Raw genomic sequence first — 17,426 nt, 5'->3', positions numbered from 1 at the left:
GCAGCTTGCAGCTTGCAGCTTGTAGCTCGCAATCCCTGGCTTGGTCGTATAATGGGCCCCGTCGCCAATTAACTAATGGCTTTAACGGATCGAATATGACTGAACAGCAACCTGTTGCAGTTCTGGGAGGCGGCAGCTTCGGCACCGCAGTGGCGAACCTGCTGGCGCAGAACGGCGTGCCGGTGCGCCAATGGATGCGTGACCCTGAGCAGGCCGAGGCCATGCGCATCAATCGCGAGAACCCGCGCTACCTCAAAGGCATCCGCCTGCATGACGGCGTCGAGCCGGTCAACGACCTGCTGGGCACGTTGCACAGCAGCGACCTGATCTTCGTTGCGCTGCCTTCCAGCGCCTTGCGCAGCGTCCTGGCCCCGCATGCCGAGCTGTTGCGCGGCAAATGCCTGGTCAGCCTGACCAAAGGCATCGAAGCACAGAGCTTCAAGCTGATGAGCCAGATCCTCGAAGAAATCGCGCCCGATGCGCGAATCGGTGTGTTGTCTGGGCCAAACCTGGCCCGCGAGATCGCTGAGCATGCGCTGACCGCTACCGTGGTCGCCAGCGAAGATGAAGACCTCTGCCAGCGCGTGCAGGCGGTATTGCACGGGCGCACCTTCCGTGTCTACGCCAGCAGCGACCGCTTTGGTGTCGAGCTGGGCGGTGCCCTGAAGAACGTCTATGCGATCATCGCTGGCATGGCCGTGGCATTGGGGATGGGCGAAAACACCAAGAGCATGCTGATTACCCGGGCCCTGGCCGAAATGACCCGTTTTGCCGTGAGCCAAGGTGCCAACCCCATGACCTTCCTCGGCCTTGCCGGGGTCGGCGACCTGATCGTCACCTGTTCTTCGCCCAAGAGCCGCAACTACCAGGTCGGTCACGCCCTGGGCCAGGGCCTGACGCTGGAGCAGGCGGTCACTCGCCTGGGCGAAGTGGCCGAAGGGGTCAATACCCTCAAGGTACTCAAGGCCAAGGCGGAGGAGGTCCAGGTCTACATGCCGCTGGTGGCCGGGCTGCACGCCATCCTCTTCGAAGGCCGCACGCTGAACCAGGTGATCGAGCGCTTGATGCGTGCCGAGCCCAAGACCGACGTCGACTTCATTTCCATCAGCGGTTTCAACTGAGCCTTCAGCGGCTTCAAATGAGCCTTCAGCGGCTTTGAACAGAACAAGGAGCGACACATGAACGATACCCCTGAGCGCGCCCAGCGCGAGTCGATCATCCTGCGTGTGTTATGGATGCTGGTGTTTCTGGTGGTGTGGCAATTGGCCGAGCTGCTGCTCGGCGGCCTGGTGCTGGTGCAGCTCATCTACCGCCTGATCTACGGCGCGCCGAGCGCCAGCCTGATGAACTTCGGCGACAGCCTGAGCCAGTATCTGGCGCAGATCGGTCGCTTTGGCACCTTCCATACCGACAGCAAACCGTGGCCTTTCGCTGACTGGCCCACGCCGCGTGCGCCGGAAGGCGAAGCGCCCCATGCCGTTGCCCCAGCACCCCATCCGGTGCGCGACGAGGAGCCCAAACTGTGAAACTGTGGGTATTGCGCCACGGTGAGGCTGAGCCCAGGGCCAACACCGACGCCGAACGACGCCTGACTGCCCACGGCCGCGAGCAGGTGCTGCACAGTGCTGCGCACCTGCTTGGCCAGCCGCTGCAGGCCATCCTTGCCAGCCCCTACGTGCGTGCTCAGCAAACGGCCGCCCTGGTGCATGACACCCTGGGCTTCGCCGAGCCGGTGCGCACCGTGCCCTGGCTGACGCCGGAAAGCAACGTGCAAGAGGTGATCGCCGAACTCGAACGCCTGGGGCTTGAGCAGGTATTGCTGGTCAGCCACCAGCCGTTGGTGGGCGCACTGGTGGGCATGCTGGAGCATGGCCACGCGCAACAGCCTGCGCCGCTGAGCACCGCCAGCCTGGCGCAGCTTGAAGGCGACTGGCCGCTGGCGGGGCTGATGACCCTGCAGGCCCTGCATCACGCCCCTTGAGTGATCGGCAACGGGCCTTGGTGCCTGTTGCCGTGCCCTCTGCCGATTGCTCGCATACCCGCCTGGTGAGCCCTCGGTGACCTGATCGCCCTCGCCGATGACCTTTACAGGCGTTGCCGAGCGCGAGCGGGATGCCGACAATGGGCCATCATCCCCGTACCGGACCAGGTGCCATGTCGCAGCAGATCTTCTTCGCCCATGCCAACGGATTCCCGTCGGCCACCTACGGCAAGCTGTTCGCTGCCCTGGCGCCGGATTACCAGGTGCAGCATTTGCCCCAGCATGCTCACGACCCCCGCTTTCCGGTGAACGAGAACTGGCAGAGCCTGGTGGACGAACTCTTGCACCACCTGGCCAGGCAGGATCAGCCGGTGTGGGGGGTAGGGCACTCGCTCGGTGGCGTGCTGCACCTGCATGCAGCCCTGCGCTGCCCGGCGTATTACCGCGGTGTGGTCATGCTTGACTCACCGGTGCTGACCCGCGCCGATCAGTGGTTGCTGCGCACCGCCAAGCGCTTTGGCTTCATCGACCGCATTACCCCTGCTGGCCGCACCCTGGGCCGGCGAGAAGCGTTCAGCGACCGCGCCAGCGCACGGGATTATTTCGCCAGCAAGAAGCTGTTCCGGCATTTTGACCCCGACTGCCTGGAAGCCTACCTCGAGCATGGCCTGGAAGACGTGGAGCAGGGGGTACGCCTGCGCTTCGATCCGGCTACCGAGATCAGCATCTACCGCAGCATTCCTCACGCCAGCCCGGCTCCTGCACGGCAGCTTCAGGTGCCCCTGGCGATGGTGCGGGGGGAGCGCAGCAATGTGATTCGTCGCCACCACACGTTGGCGGTGCGCGGCATGCCCAAGGGCGAATACCACAGCGTGCCCGGCGGGCACATGTTCCCGCTGGAGCGGCCGACAGACACTGCCAGCCTGATCAAAGGCCTGTTCGACCGCTGGGGCCAGGCATGAGTGCCCATGTCGAGGAAATCCGTCTCAGCCTCGGCCATATCGAACTGGCTGCTCACCTGTTCGGCCCCGAAGATGGCCTGCCGGTGATCGCCCTGCATGGCTGGCTGGACAACGCCAACAGTTTTGCCCGCCTCGCACCGCAGTTGAAAGGCCTGCGTATCCTCGCCCTGGACCTTGCCGGGCACGGCTACTCGCAGCACCGCCCGCCAGGCGCCGGCTATGCGCTGGCCGACTACGCCCATGATGTACTGCGGGTTGCCGAACAACTGGGCTGGCAACGGTTTGCCCTCTTGGGGCATTCGCTGGGGGCGATCATTTCGGTGCAACTGGCCGCCGCCCTGCCAGAGCGGGTCAGCCATCTGGCGCTGATCGATGGCGTCATCCCGCCGACCGGGGCCGAGGAGGATGCCGGCGAGCGCCTGGGGTTGGCGCTGCAGGCCCAGTTGCGCCTGGATGGCAAACGCAAGTCGGTCTACAAGACCCTGGAGGAGGGCGTGCAGGCGCGAATGAAGGGCATGGTCGCGGTCAGCCGGGACGCTGCCGAGTTGCTCGCCCAGCGCGGACTGATGCCGGTGCCTGGCGGTTACAGCTGGCGCAGTGACAGCCGCCTGACGTTACCGTCGCCGGTGCGCCTGAGCCATGCCCAGGCCATGGCCTACGTGCGCCGGGTGAGCTGCCCGGCCTGCCTGGTGGTGGCGGCCGATGGCATGCTGGCGCGCCACGCTGAGCTGCTGCAGCAGCTAACCTTCGAACAGACGGTGCTACCCGGTGGCCATCATCTGCACCTGAACGATGAACACGGTGCGACCCTTGTCGCAGACTGTATCAATCGCTTCTTTGGCTTTGCTTGACTTGAGCCGGACAAGTGTCGAGGCTTGGCGGGTTGAACAGGGAGACAACCATGCAACTGCCAGACATCCTGGAGCTTCATCACGGCGCTCGCCGCCGCGCGGGTCGCCGATGAGCGTGCCCGTCATGATTCGCACGGCCGGCGCCTGCCTGGCGCTCGTCAGCCCGTTGCTGTGGGCCGGCGCTCTGCCGGTGCCTGTGGACGCCAAAGTGGTCGAACAACGCCCGGCAGTCGAGCAGGAACGCATCTACCCGATGGGCCCACTGCGCAAGATCAGCGGCCGTCTGCGCGTGGACGCCAAGGTCGAGAGCCGGGGTCAGGTCAGCTCCATCACCTACGAGCTGCCGGAAGAACGCACGGCGCGCGAGGCTTTTGCCAGCGCCCGCGAAGCACTGCAGCGCGATGGCGGCTATCCGTTGTTCTGGTGTCTGGGGCGCGATTGCGGCGAAGCCAGCCTGTGGGGCAACGAGGTCTTCGGTAGCGCGCGGCTCAATGGCGGTGACGAGCAGCAGGCGTTCATCCTTCTGCGCCGCTCCGCCGAAGAGGCCGATACCCTGGTGGCGCTTTACGCCGTAACCCGCGGCAACCGTCGCGCCTACCTGCACGTGGAAGAGTTCGTCGCTAGCAGCCCGCTGGGTGAATTGCTGCCGACACCCGCCACGGTGCTGCTTGAAATGCGCGACACTGGCAAGCTCGACTACCCCGACCTGGGGGCACCTGAGCCTGCGTGGGTGGCGCTGTTGGGGCGCAGCCTGAAGCTGGATATCACGTTGCGCGCCAGCCTCAGCGGTGCCCAGGCCGAAGCCTGGCGTCAGCAACTGCTCAAGGCCGGCGTACGCAGCAACCGGCTCGAAGTCGGCAATGCCCCCACCGATGGCCTGCACCTGGAACTGATCCGTTGAATGAGCGCCACCATGGCCAACAATGATCGCCTGCTGATCCAGATTATCCTGCTGACCTTGCTCGGCGCCGCGTTGTGGGTGATGGCACCGTTCATCTCCGCGTTGTTGTGGGGGGCGATCCTGGCATTTGCCAGTTGGCCGCTGATGCGCCTGCTGACGCGCGCACTGGGTGGGCGTGAAACATTGGCGGCAGGCCTGCTGACCTCGGCCTGGATCCTGATCGTGGCCTTGCCGCTGGTGTGGCTGGGCTTCAACCTCGCCGACCACGTTCGGGACGCCACTGCCTTCGTGCGCGACGTCCAGGTCGATGGCTTGCCTGATGCCCCAGCGTGGCTGGGTGGCATTCCGCTGGTCGGTGAGCGGCTGGTCAGCGGCTGGCAATCCCTGGACCAGCAGGGCGCGGCGCTGATCGCGTCGGTCAAGCCTTACCTGGGGCAGGTCGGCAACTGGTTGCTGGCACGCAGTGCGCAGATCGGCAGCGGTGTGCTGGAGCTGACGCTGAGCCTGGTGTTCGTATTCTTCTTCTACCGCGATGGCCCGCGCCTGGCGGCGTTCGTCCTGCGTTTGCTGAAGCGTCTTGTTGGTGAGCGTGCCGAGTATTACCTGGACCTGGTAGCGGGCACCGTGCAACGGGTGGTGAACGGGGTGATCGGTACTGCGGCGGCACAGGCACTGCTGGCCTTGATCGGCTTCCTGATTGCCGGTGTGCCGGGGGCCATCGTGCTGGGCCTGGTCACCTTCATGCTCAGCCTGATCCCCATGGGGCCGCCACTGGCGTGGATACCCGCGACGGCCTGGCTGGTATGGAAGGGTGAGTACGGCATGGCGGTGTTCCTGGGTATCTGGGGCACCTTCGTCATCAGTGGTGTGGACAACGTGCTCAAGCCTTACCTGATCAGCAGGGGCGGCAACCTGCCGCTGGTCATCGTGCTGCTCGGGGTGTTTGGCGGTTTGATTGCCTTTGGCTTCATTGGCCTGTTCATCGGGCCGACCCTGCTGGCGGTGGGGTATAGCCTGCTGCTGGACTGGAGCCGCAACGCCGGGCAGCCAACCCCCCAACCTTAGCCTGCCTGACCCCTGGCGGGCTTACCCCGCCAATGGGCCGGTGCAGGCAATGGCCCGTCCTGATCTTTACGCATTCTTTATCCCCAGCCCCGCGCCTCGACCTCGCCCCTTTACGCCTTCCCCTCGGACAATTCCCCCAAAGCGGCTCAAGCCGTAACCAGGGGAGATCCACACATGAACATGCTCGACGGGCTGTCACTGCTACTGGCAGTGGCATTGGCGGTTTACCTGCTGATGGCGCTGCTGCGCGCCGATCGCAGCTAGGGAGCGGCCATGCACAGTTATGACTACGCGTTGCTGGTGGCGTTTTTCGCTATCGTGCTGCTATCGGCACCCTGGCTCGGGCGGTTCTACTTCAACGTCATGGAAGGGCAGCGGACTTGGCTGACGCCGCTGCTTGGGCCGGTGGAGCGGGGCTGCTACCGGCTGGCCGGCGTGCGCGCCGATCAGGAACAGAACTGGAAGCAGTACGCCCTGGCGCTGATGGCATTCAACCTGGCCGGCTTCGTGCTGCTCTTCAGCGTGCTGTTGCTGCAAGGGTACCTGCCGCTCAACCCGCAACACTTGCCCGGCCTGGAATGGTCGTTGGCGTTCAACACCGCGGTGAGTTTCGTCACCAACACCAACTGGCAGGCTTACAGCGGTGAAGCTTCGGTCAGTTACCTGAGCCAGATGCTGGGCATGACTGTACAGAACTTCGTCAGCGCCGCTACCGGGCTGGCCGTACTGGTCGCCTTGTGCCGCGGCATCGCCCGGCGCTCGACCAGCAGTATCGGCAATTTCTGGGTCGACATGACCCGTGCCACCCTGTACGGCCTGTTGCCGTTCTGCCTGGTGCTCGCGCTGCTGCTGGTCTGGCAGGGTGTGCCGCAGACTTTCGCTGACTACGCCCACGCAGTGACCCTGCAAGGCGCTGACCAGACGATTCCGCTCGGCCCTGCCGCCAGCCAGATCGCGATCAAGCAATTGGGGACCAACGGTGGCGGTTTCTTCGGTGTCAACTCGGCGCACCCGTTCGAGAACCCCACGGCCTGGAGCAACCTGTTCGAGGTGGCTTCGATCATCCTGATCCCGGCCGCCCTGGTCTTCACCTTCGGCCATTACGTCAAGGACCTGCGCCAGAGCCGGGCGATTCTTGCCTGCATGCTCGGCCTGTTTCTGATTGGCGGCGCGACCGCGCTGTGGTCGGAGCACCAGCCCAACCCGGCGCTTGACAGCGCGCAGGTTCAGCAGAGCGCACCCCTGGAGGGCAAGGAAAGCCGCTTCGGCACGACCGGCTCGGTGCTGTGGGCGGTAACCACCACCGCAGCGTCCAACGGGTCGGTCAACGCCATGCACGATAGCCTCAACCCACTCACCGGCATGGTCGCCATGGTCAACATGATGGTCGGCGAGGTGATCTTCGGCGGTGTTGGCGCGGGGCTCTACGGCATGTTGCTGTTCGTGTTGATCGCGGTGTTCCTGGCCGGCTTGATGATCGGCCGGACCCCGGAATACCTCGGCAAGAAACTGCAGGCCCGGGAAGTGCAACTGTTGGTGGCAACCCTGCTGGTGATGCCGGTGGGCGTGCTGGTGCTTGGCGCTATCGCCGCCAGCCTGCCAGGCCCTGCCGGCGCGGTCAGCAACCCGGGGGCACATGGCTTCAGCCAGTTGCTTTACGCCTACACCTCCGGCGCCGCCAACAACGGCTCGGCGTTCGCAGGTTTCGGCGCAAACACAGTGTTCCACAACGTGATGATCGGCCTGGCCATGCTCATCGGCCGCTTTGGCTACATCCTGCCGATCCTGGCCTTGGCTGGCAGCCTGGCTGCGAAGAAAAGCGCGCCCCAAGGGCTCAACAGCTTCCCGACCCATGGCCCGCTGTTCACCGGCCTGCTGCTGGTGACCATCCTGCTGGTGGGCGGCCTGACCTTCCTGCCGACCCTGGCCCTTGGGCCAATCGCTGAACACCTGAGCCTGGGTTTCTGAGGAACCGACCATGAATATGCCCATTCCTGAAGTGAACGCCCGGCACAGCGCCAAGGACCAGACCCGCTTCGCCGCGCTGTGGCGCCCGGCGCTGGTGCAGGCATTCGTCAAGCTTGACCCGCGTCAGCTCAAGCGCTCGCCGGTCATGCTGGTGGTGGCTTTGACCGCCGTCTTGACCACCGTGCTGTGCTTTGCGCCCGGCAGTGACGTGAGCACCGGCGTTGCCGTGCAGATCGCGTTGTGGCTGTGGTTTACCGTGCTGTTCGCCAACTTTGCCGAAGCGCTGGCAGAGGGCCGGGGCAAGGCCCGCGCCGATAGCCTCAAGGCCGGCAGCCAGGGGCTGACCGCAGAGCGCCGGACGCGCGACGGCACGTTCGAGACCGTTGCCGCTGCGCAGTTACGCAAGGACGACGTAGTGCGTGTCGTGGCCGGCGAGATGATCCCAGGTGACGGCGAGGTGCTCGAAGGCATCGCCGCGGTCAACGAAGCGGCCATCACCGGTGAGTCGGCGCCGGTGATTCGCGAATCCGGTGGTGACCGCTCGGCTGTCACGGGCAATACCCGGCTGGTTTCCGACTGGTTGCTCATTCGCATCACCAGCAACCCTGGCGAGTCGACCCTGGACCGCATGATCGCCCTGGTCGAAGGCGCCAAGCGGCAGAAGACGCCCAACGAAATCGCGCTGGACATTCTGCTGATCGGCCTGACATTGATCTTCCTGATCGTCGTGGTGACGCTGCAGCCATTCGCTCACTTCGCCGGCGGCAGCCTGCCACTGATTTTCCTCGCTGCACTGCTGGTGACGCTGATCCCGACCACCATTGGCGGCCTGCTGTCGGCCATCGGTATCGCCGGCATGGATCGCCTGGTGCGCCTTAACGTGATCGCCCGCTCGGGCCGTGCCGTGGAGGCGGCCGGTGACGTGCACACACTGATGCTCGACAAGACCGGTACCATCACCTTTGGCAACCGCCGCTGCAGCGCCCTGCATGCCGCCACCGGGGTGACTGCCAAGGAACTGGGCGAAGGTGCCTTGCTCGCTTCGCTGGCCGACGACACAGCCGAAGGCAAGTCGATCGTCGAGTACCTGCGCCAGTTGCATGACTTCGTCGAGCCGGACGCGGGGCAGTACAACGCCGTCGCCTTCAGTGCCGAGACACGCCTGTCGGGCATCGATTTCCAGCAGCATTGCTACCGCAAGGGCGCCGTTGATGCCGTGCTCGCCTTCGTCGGCATGCAGCGCCTGGAAATGCCGCTGGCGCTGACGCGTGAAGTTGAACGCATCGCCCAGAGTGGTGGTACGCCGCTGCTGGTGTGCGTGGACAAGCGCCTGCTCGGTGTGATCCACCTCAAGGACGTGGTCAAGCCTGGCATCCGCGAACGCTTCGCCGAGTTGCGCAAGCTGGGTATTCGCACGGTAATGGTGACCGGCGACAACCCGCTGACTGCCGCGGCCATCGCCGCCGAAGCCGGTGTTGACGACGTGCTGGCCGAAGCCACGCCGGAGAAGAAGCTGGCGCGCATCCGCCAGGAGCAGAATGACGGCCGCCTGGTGGCCATGTGCGGCGACGGTGCCAACGACGCCCCGGCCCTGGCCCAGGCTGACGTGGGCATGGCCATGAACGACGGTACCCAGGCTGCGCGCGAGGCCGCCAACATGGTCGACCTGGACAGCGACCCGACCAAGTTGCTGGACGTGGTCCAGGTGGGCAAGGAGTTGCTGGTGACCCGTGGCGCGCTGACCACCTTTTCCATCGCCAACGACGTGGCCAAGTACTTCGCCATCCTGCCGGCGTTGTTCGCCGCCATCTACCCGCAACTGGGCGTGCTCAACCTGATGCACCTGGCCAGCCCGCAGAGTGCGATCCTTTCGGCCATCGTGTTCAACGCGCTGATCATCATCGTACTGATCCCGCTGGCGCTGCGCGGTGTGCGGGTACAGGCGGCCAGTGCTGCTCATCTGCTGCGACGCAACCTGCTGATCTACGGCCTGGGCGGCATCATCGTGCCATTTGTCGGGATCAAGCTGATCGACCTGCTGCTCAACGCTTTGCACCTGGTCTGAGGAGGCCACCATGAACACATATGTACGCCCGGCGCTGAGCCTGATCCTGTCACTGGCAGTGGTCACCGGTGCGCTGTATCCACTGGCGGTGACCGGGGTTGCGCAAGTGGTTTTTCCGGAACAGGCCAATGGCAGCCTGGTGCGCGATGAGCAGGGCAAGGTGCGCGGCTCGGCACTGATCGCCCAGGATTTTCAGGGCGATGGCTGGTTCCATTCGCGGCCTTCGGCGGGGGCTTATGCCACCGTGGCCAGCAGCGCGAGCAACCTGTCGCCAAGCAACCCGGCGCTGGCCGAACGGGTCACGGGCGATGCCGCGAAGCTGTACCAGGCTGGGCAGGGGCCGGTGCCGCAGGCCTTGCTGACCACCTCGGGCAGTGGCCTGGACCCGCATTTGCCACCGCAGGCCGTGGCCTACCAGATTTCGCGGGTGGCGGCGGCGCGCCAGATACCGGTAGAGCGCTTGCAAGCCCTGCTGGAAGAGGCCACCCTCCACCCATTGATCGGGCCGCCTGTGGTCAATGTGCTGGCCCTTAACCAAGCGTTGAGCAAATTGGGGTCATGAATGTGGGGCCGCTTTGCGGCCCAATCGCCGGCAAGCCGGCTCACACAGGTCGTGCACAACTTTCCAAAGCTGTGAACCGCCTGTGGGGGTCGGCTTGTCGGCGATGCAGGCCCAGAAAAACCGATCGTGGCGCTATTGAAGGATGAAGCATGAGTGACGCAGCCCGCGCAGACGCGCTGTTGGCCAACCTGCCGCGCGAAGGGCGTGGCAGGCTCAAGGTATTTCTCGGTGCGGCACCCGGGGTGGGCAAGACCTACGCCATGCTCCAGGCGGCCCACGCCCAACAGCGCCAAGGCGTGCAGGTACTGGCAGGCGTAGTCGAAACCCACGGCCGCGCCGAAACCGAATCACTGCTCTCTGGCCTGGCCCAGCAACCTCTGCTGCGCAGCGAATACCGTGGTGTCACCCTGGAAGAAATGGACCTGGACGGCCTGCTCAAGGCCGCCCCAGATCTGGCCCTGGTCGACGAACTGGCCCACAGCAACGCCCCGGGCAGCCGTCACGCCAAACGCTGGCAAGACGTTCAGGAACTGCTAGCCGCCGGGATCGACGTGTACACCACGGTCAACGTCCAGCACCTAGAGAGCCTCAACGACAAGGTGCGCGACATTACCGGTGTGCACGTGCGTGAAACCCTGCCGGACTGGGTGCTGCAGGAGTCCTTCGAACTGGTGCTGATCGACCTGCCGCCGCGCGAGCTGCTCGAACGTCTGCGTGAGGGCAAAGTCTATGTGCCCGAGCAGGCTCGGGCTGCGATCGATGCCTATTTTTCCCAGACCAACCTCACCGCGTTGCGTGAGCTGGCCATGCAGGCCGCCGCCGCACAGGTCGATGCCGACCTGGCCCACGGCTACCGCCAGCGTGGCCAAGAAGCGCCGGCACTGCGCGGGCGTCTGCTGGTAGGTGTCGATGGTGACGACCAGGCCGAACGCCTGGTGCGCCATGCCAGCCGGGTTGCGCAGCGTCGGCATTTGCCCTGGAGCCTGGTGCATGTGGACAACGGGCGGCTGCGCGACGAAACCGCACGCCAGCGTTTGCAGGCGGCGCAACAACTGGCTGAACGCCTGGGCGGGGAAGTGGTGCTGCTGCGCGCAGGCGAGGTGGCACGCACGCTGATCCAGCATGCCGTCGAGCGCCGAGCCAGCCTGGTGCTGGTAGGCCAGTCTCGGGACCGCCTGCGTCGTCGCCTGTTCGGTGCAGGCGTGGCTGCCCGGTTGCTGCGTGAAAGCCACGGGCTTGAAATCAACGTGCTCGACCGCGATGTTCAGCCGGCCCCGGCACGTTCGACCGTGCGACGGGTGTGGGTATGGCGCCACTATCTGTTGGCACTGGCTGCCACCGCGCTGGCGACGGGGTTGTCCTGGGCGGTGTCGAGCGTGTTGGCACTGCCCAATATTTCGCTGGTGTTCCTTGCCGCCGTATTGCTGGTTGCGGTGCGCAGCAGCCTGGGCCCGGCCTTGGCCTGTGCCGCCTTGTCGTTCCTGACCTACGACTTCCTGTTCATCCCGCCGAATTTCTCCTTCAGCATTCAGCGCGAAGAAGACGTGCTGACGCTGGTGTTCTTCCTGTTGATGGCTGCGCTTACCGGCAACCTCGCTGCGCGTCAGCGCCGCCAGTTGCAGGCCCTTCGCGAAACCCAGGCGCAGACCAACCAGTTGCTCGACCTGTCGCGGCGGCTGACGGTCGCCACCGACCGGCAAGCCGTGTTCAACGCCGCCGGCCAGCACCTCAATGGCTGGCAGGACGTGCACGTGTGCCTGCTCGAACGCAACCCTGAAGGGCAGTTGCAAGTGGCCAGCGGCCAGGCTCAGGCCCTGAGCGACAACGAGCGCGCCGCCGCCGAATGGGCCTGGCAGCATGGGCAGGCCGCTGGCCATGGCAGCGACACCCTGCCTAACGGCCGCTGGTGGTGGTGGCCATTGATCGTCGACGATCATCCCCTGGCCCTGCTCGGCGTGCGCCCCCAGTCCGGCGAACCTCTCAGTGCTCAGCGCCGCCGGCTGCTCATGGCGCTTGGTCAACCGCTGGCCCAGGCGCTGGCCCGGGCTCGCCTGGCCGAGCAACTGGAAGCCGCTCGGCTGCACGGCGAGACCGAGCAGTTGCGCAGTGCGCTACTGGCCTCGGTGTCCCACGACCTTCGCACACCGCTGACCGCCATGCGTGGCAGTATCGACAGCCTGCTGGCGCTGGGCGAGGCCATCCCCACCGAAGACCGCCGCGAACTGTTGGAAGGTACCCGCAACGAAGCTGAGCGCCTTGACCGCTATATCCAGAACCTGCTCGACATGACCCGCCTGGGCCACGGCGGCCTGAAGCTGGCGCGCGACTGGGTCGCCCCGGCCGATATCGTCGGCAGTGCCCTGAACCGCCTTCGCGTGGTGCTCGCGCCGCTGCGCGTGCACACCGAGGTGCCCGCCGAGCTGCCGTTGCTGTTCGTGCACGCCGCGCTGATCGAACAAGCGCTGATCAACGTGCTGGAGAACGCGGCCCGCTTCTCACCGGCCCAAGGCCGCCTCGAACTGCAGGTGTCGGTGCACGAAGCGCAATTGCGCTTCGCGGTCAGCGATCAAGGGCCTGGTATCCCCATGGCCGAGCGCGAGAAAATCTTCGACATGTTCTACACCGCGGCCCGCGGCGACCGTGGCGGGCAGGGCACTGGCCTGGGCCTGGCGATCTGCCAGGGCATGATCGGTGCCCATGGTGGGCAGATCCTGGTCAGCGAAGGCATCGATGGCCATGGCACCTGCATCACTCTATGCTTGCCCTTGCCCCAACAACCCGAAGCCGAAAGCGAAACCCCATGAGCCAGTCCGCCACCCTCCTGGTCATTGACGACGAACCGCAGATCCGCAAGTTCCTGCGCATCAGCCTGGCCTCACAAGGCTACAAGGTAATCGAGGCGGCCACCGGTAGCGAAGGGCTTGCTCAGGCTGCTTTGGCCAAGCCTGACCTGGTGGTGCTCGACCTCGGCTTGCCTGACATGGACGGCCAGCATGTGCTGCGCGAGTTGCGCGAGTGGAGTGCGGTGCCGGTGCTGGTGCTGTCGGTGCGTGCCAGCGAACTGCAAAAGGTCGATGCGCTGGATGGCGGGGCCAATGACTATGTGACCAAACCGTTCGGCATCCAGGAGTTTCTGGCCAGGGTCCGTGCGCTGTTGCGCCAGGTGCCGCAAGCGGGTGGGGGCGAGGTGACCGCGAGCTTTGGGCCGTTGACCGTGGACTTCGCCTTTCGCAAGGTGACGCTTGAGGGCGCGGAGGTGGCACTGACGCGCAAGGAATACGCGTTGTTGGCGCAACTTGCCGGGCATCCGGGGCGGGTCATTACCCAGCAGCAGTTGCTCAAGGATATCTGGGGCCCGACACACGTGGAGAACACCCATTATCTGCGGATTGTCGTGGGGCATTTGCGGCAGAAACTGGGCGATGATCCAACAGCACCGCGGTTCATCATCACCGAGGCCGGGGTGGGATACAGGTTGGTTGCGCCTACCGCCTAGGGCCGTTGCCAGGCAAGCTGAACGTCAGTTGGCGCGCAAACCGAAACACCCCCTCCATTACTCCCCCCTTTTCTGAAGCGTCGCAGCAACCCGCCAGTTGCAGCGACAGCGCCTCCATTCGCGCTTTTTGCCAGGCGCTGCCTGGGGCGCGACCGTTCATTCCTTTGTACGCTAATTTTATTTTGTACAGGTATGCAGCGGTGAATGTGCCGTATTCACGGCGGATGGGTCTCTCCTGATATCAAAATATTGTACAGCTATCTGGATTTGTACAGGTTTTGTCGGTACTGTTGAATTCCTCGCAGGAGCGCGGAACGTTCAAGGGAGTGATCAAGTCTCAATAATGGCCTATAGCCATAACCTAGTTGCCATTCCGATCGGGGCAGGTGAAATGAACATGAATGTCGCCCCAGTGCCGTCCAACGAAGAGCAGCGCCTGGCTGCGGTCGCCGAGTGGTGTGTTGCGCACCAGGACTGCAGCACCGAGCTGCGCACGCTGGTCGAATGGGCCGGGCGGTACTTCAGTGCGCCGATATGCCTGATCTCGATCGTAAGTGAGTGCCAGCAGTGGTTCATGGCCAAGACTGCATTGGAGGCCGACAGTACGCCGCGTGATGTCGCGTTCTGTGCCCACACCATTCTTCAGGCGCAGCCGCTGGAAGTACTGGATGCGACGCTGGACCCGCGCTTTGCCGACAACCCACTGGTCACCGGTGCGCCCGGCATTCGCTACTATTGCGGCGCTCCGCTGCTGGTAGACAAGCAGGTCGCGATTGGCAGTTTCTGCATCATCGATACGGCCCCGCGTGCGGCCTTGGATGATGCCCAGCGCGGGATGTTGCAGGCGTTCGCCGACATGGCAGTGCAGATCATTGCCGGCATACGTCGTCGAAATTTCTACGACCAGCCGACCGGGCTGTTCAACCGGGTGAAACTGGAATGCGACGTGCAGACGCGCCTTGAACGCCATGATGCCCTGACCGTGGTGGTGTTCGACATCATGCCGGCGCAGGTGCTGACGCACATGATCAAGGTGTTGGGCTACAACTTCGCCCACGATCTTACCCTTCAGGTGAAAGACCTGATCGTCAGCCAGCTTGATTCCGATCTGGCGCTGTACAAGATCAGCCCCACCCGGTTTGCCGTCATCGTGCACCAGCACCCGCTGGCAATGTGCGCGCGGGTCATCGGTGTGCTGAGCGATCCTGTGCTGTGTCATCAGATTCCTGTCCTGCTGGATGCCTCGGTCGGTATTTCACCGGTGAGCCGCTGCGACGACGATGGCAGCCTTGACTGGTTGCGCCGTGCGGTCGGCGCCGCCGACGCGGCCCGTGGCAACCCTGGGCGCTGCGCGCACTATCAGCCGGAGGTGGACGCCGCACAGCGCAGGGCCTTCTCCCTACTGACCTCACTGGGGGCGGCGCTGCAGCGCGATGACGAGCTCAGCCTGCACCTGCAGCCGCGCGTCGAACTGCAAGGCCATACGTGCACCAGCGCTGAAGCGCTGTTGCGCTGGCGCCACCCGCAATTGGGGGATATTTCCCCTGCCGAGTTCATCGCCCTGGCCGAGAAAACCGCGCTGATCGCGTCGATCAGCCTGTGGGTGATGCACGCGGTGTTGAACATCCTGCAACACGCTCAGGCGCCAGACTTACGCATCAGCATGAATGTCACCGCGCGCGACCTGGAGAGCGCAGCATTCATGGATGCCTTGCTCGCCGAGCTCCAGCGCAGGGCCATCGTGCCGGGGCGCCTGCAGCTGGAGTTCACGGAAAGCGTGCTGATCGAGCAACCCGAAGAAGTGCGGCGGCAATTGCTGCGCGCCCGTCGGGCCGGGATCGACGTCGCCATCGATGACTTTGGTACCGGCTATAGCAACTGGGCCTACCTCAGCCGCATTCCTGCCACGCTGGTGAAACTGGACCGTTCGTTGATCCAGAAGGCCACGCACAGTGCCAAGGACCTCCTGCTGGTGCAGTCGCTGGTGGGGCTGGCTAACCAGCTCGGTTACCAGGTGGTGGCCGAAGGCATCGAAACCGCTGAACAGCTCACCTGTGCCAAGGCCTGGGGTTGTGCCCAGGCGCAAGGCTATTACCTGGCAAGGCCCATGCCACTGGCCGCCTTCCAGACGTGGTACTGCAACAACCGGCTTCGCTGGTCGCAGTCCTGATTTGACTTATTCGTCGCTTATCCTCAGCAGGTAGCCAGCATGTTCAACCGGCAATTGAAAACCACGCTCGCCGAGCGTGAACGCGAACTGGAAAGCCTTCGGCAATGCCTGGAGCAGATAGAGCAGGCGGGGTTTTTTCTGCGGCTCGACGGCGATTGGCGGATCCTCGACTGCAACCTCGTCAGTGCGGCTGCGTTCGGCGTGACGGTGGATGCCTTGGCCGGCACCTCCTTGAAGCAATGGCTTCCCGCCCAGGCCTTGGGCGGGTTGGCCAGCGCGCTTGCCAAGGGTGCGCCGGTGCACGATGACATGAGCCTGAGCGCGGCCAATGGCAAGTCGGCGTGGTGGCGCCTGGGCTGGTATCCGCGGTTGGATGCACAAGGGCGGGTATGCGAGGTACGGGCATTCGGGCGCGACGTGTCGCAAGAGGTCGGGCTGGCCCGGGAAAACCAGGCGCTGCTCGACGCGCTGTTACGCTCCAGCGCGGTCATCCAGTTCGACCTGGCAGGCAATGTGCTGGCCGCCAATGACACGTTCCTGGCGGGCATGGGCTACCGCCTCGATGAAGTGGTGGGTAAGCATCACCGGATGTTTTGCTGCGCAGAAGACACCGCCAGCCCGGCTTATGCAGACTTCTGGCGAACGCTCAACACCGGCCGCTACGTCACCGGCCGCTTCCGCCGGCTGGACCGGCACGGGCAGGAAGTGTGGCTGGAAGCCAGTTACAACCCGGTGAACGACGCCCAGGGAAAACGGGTGCGGGTGGTGAAATTCGCCTCGGTGGTGACCGCACAGGTCCAGCGTGAAGAGGCCATCAGGCAGGCTGCGCAGATGGCGCTGGAGGTGTCGCGCGACACCGTGGGCGGAGCGTCCGAGGGCGCGGCGGTGGTGCAGCAAGTGGAGCAGACCATGCAGGGCATGACCCAACAACTGCAATCGGCCGGCACGACGATCACTGCACTGGGTGAACAATCGGTATTGATCAGCTCGATCGTGCAGACCATCGGCGGCATCGCGGCGCAGACCAACCTGCTCGCGCTCAATGCAGCCATCGAAGCGGCCCGCGCCGGCGAGCAGGGCAGGGGCTTTGCCGTGGTAGCCGACGAAGTGCGAAAGCTGGCGGCGCGCACCAGCACCGCTACCGATGAGATCGTCTCGGTGGTGGCGCATAACCAGACCCTCGCCAGCCAGGCCGTGGGCGAAATAGAAACCAGCCGCAGTCATGCCACGCAGAGCCTGCAACTCGCCTCGCAGGCAGGTCAGGCGATTGGCGTGATCCTGCAGGGCGCGACGGGTGTGGTGAACGCTGTAGAGCGAGTGAGTCAGGATTTGCGTTGAGCCGGGCCGGCGTACCGTTCAGCGGGCATCGCTCGGTATCAGCGCGGTCAATGGTGGCAGACGCACA

General features: G+C 64.7%; 15 protein-coding genes and 1 pseudogene. All 16 read left to right on the top strand.

The features are described 5' to 3' along the window. The first annotated feature begins 95 nt into the window (after positions 1-95). The gene (locus ABRP30_RS19115) at positions 96-1,121 is read left to right on the top strand and encodes an NAD(P)H-dependent glycerol-3-phosphate dehydrogenase (protein WP_267817408.1); all 1,026 of its coding nucleotides are present in this window, start codon (positions 96-98) and stop codon (positions 1,119-1,121) included. Between the two features lie 57 nt (positions 1,122-1,178). Continuing rightward, entirely contained in the window at positions 1,179-1,526 is a 348-nt protein-coding gene (locus ABRP30_RS19110; RefSeq protein ID WP_046785237.1) for a DUF4389 domain-containing protein, read from the top strand. Then, positions 1,523-1,981 (top strand): phosphohistidine phosphatase SixA, encoded by a 459-nt coding sequence (sixA, locus tag ABRP30_RS19105; RefSeq protein WP_241807032.1) that lies wholly within the window; start codon positions 1,523-1,525, stop codon positions 1,979-1,981. Before ABRP30_RS19110 ends, sixA begins: the two co-directional genes overlap by 4 nt. A 173-nt stretch (positions 1,982-2,154) precedes the next feature. Then, positions 2,155-2,943: an alpha/beta fold hydrolase gene (locus tag ABRP30_RS19100; protein WP_241807031.1), complete on the top strand. Its 789-nt coding sequence runs from the start codon at positions 2,155-2,157 to the stop codon at positions 2,941-2,943. Then, entirely contained in the window at positions 2,940-3,794 is an 855-nt protein-coding gene (locus tag ABRP30_RS19095) for an alpha/beta hydrolase (protein WP_349976319.1), read from the top strand. The genes ABRP30_RS19100 and ABRP30_RS19095 overlap by 4 nt, the downstream gene beginning before the upstream one ends. A gap of 109 nt (positions 3,795-3,903) precedes the next feature. Then, positions 3,904-4,695 carry a DUF4892 domain-containing protein gene (locus tag ABRP30_RS19090; protein ID WP_349976320.1) on the top strand — a complete coding sequence of 264 codons (792 nt, stop codon included), beginning with the start codon at positions 3,904-3,906 and terminating at the stop codon, positions 4,693-4,695. A gap of 12 nt (positions 4,696-4,707) precedes the next feature. After that, on the top strand, positions 4,708-5,760 hold the full coding sequence (locus tag ABRP30_RS19085; RefSeq protein WP_267817397.1) for an AI-2E family transporter: 1,053 nt from the start codon (positions 4,708-4,710) through the stop codon (positions 5,758-5,760). Positions 5,761-5,934: 174 nt separating this feature from the next. Beyond that, complete coding sequence (kdpF, locus tag ABRP30_RS19080) at positions 5,935-6,024, top strand: K(+)-transporting ATPase subunit F (RefSeq protein ID WP_039602773.1); 90 nt, start codon at positions 5,935-5,937, stop codon at positions 6,022-6,024. A gap of 9 nt (positions 6,025-6,033) precedes the next feature. Further along, complete coding sequence (kdpA, locus tag ABRP30_RS19075; protein ID WP_267817394.1) at positions 6,034-7,728, top strand: potassium-transporting ATPase subunit KdpA; 1,695 nt, start codon at positions 6,034-6,036, stop codon at positions 7,726-7,728. Positions 7,729-7,738: 10 nt separating this feature from the next. After that, positions 7,739-9,793, top strand: a complete 2,055-nt coding sequence (gene kdpB / locus ABRP30_RS19070; RefSeq protein WP_349976321.1) for a potassium-transporting ATPase subunit KdpB — start codon at positions 7,739-7,741, stop codon at positions 9,791-9,793. A 10-nt stretch (positions 9,794-9,803) separates the two neighbouring features. Then, entirely contained in the window at positions 9,804-10,355 is a 552-nt protein-coding gene (kdpC, locus tag ABRP30_RS19065; protein WP_349976322.1) for a potassium-transporting ATPase subunit KdpC, read from the top strand. A 149-nt stretch (positions 10,356-10,504) separates the two neighbouring features. After that, a complete protein-coding gene (locus ABRP30_RS19060) occupies positions 10,505-13,159 on the top strand; it encodes a sensor histidine kinase KdpD (RefSeq protein ID WP_349976323.1) in 2,655 nt (884 codons plus the stop codon). Then, positions 13,156-13,851, top strand: coding sequence for a response regulator (locus tag ABRP30_RS19055; protein ID WP_349976324.1), 696 nt, complete (start codon positions 13,156-13,158; stop codon positions 13,849-13,851). Before ABRP30_RS19060 ends, ABRP30_RS19055 begins: the two co-directional genes overlap by 4 nt. A gap of 397 nt (positions 13,852-14,248) precedes the next feature. Then, positions 14,249-16,021 carry a GGDEF and EAL domain-containing protein gene (locus tag ABRP30_RS19050; protein WP_349976325.1) on the top strand — a complete coding sequence of 591 codons (1,773 nt, stop codon included), beginning with the start codon at positions 14,249-14,251 and terminating at the stop codon, positions 16,019-16,021. Between the two features lie 39 nt (positions 16,022-16,060). Beyond that, positions 16,061-16,774 (top strand): annotated as a pseudogene (locus tag ABRP30_RS19045) (PAS domain-containing protein); the annotation flags it as partial. A gap of 78 nt (positions 16,775-16,852) precedes the next feature. Then, positions 16,853-17,359 carry a methyl-accepting chemotaxis protein gene (locus ABRP30_RS19040; RefSeq protein WP_277818278.1) on the top strand — a complete coding sequence of 169 codons (507 nt, stop codon included), beginning with the start codon at positions 16,853-16,855 and terminating at the stop codon, positions 17,357-17,359. The last annotated feature ends 67 nt before the right edge of the window (positions 17,360-17,426 follow it).

The organism is Pseudomonas sp. WHRI 8519, assembly GCF_040224055.2.
GTDB lineage: Bacteria > Pseudomonadota > Gammaproteobacteria > Pseudomonadales > Pseudomonadaceae > Aquipseudomonas > Aquipseudomonas putida_X.
The sequence above is the reverse complement of the archived record's forward strand: the minus strand, read 5'-3'. Positions and strand labels throughout refer to the sequence as shown.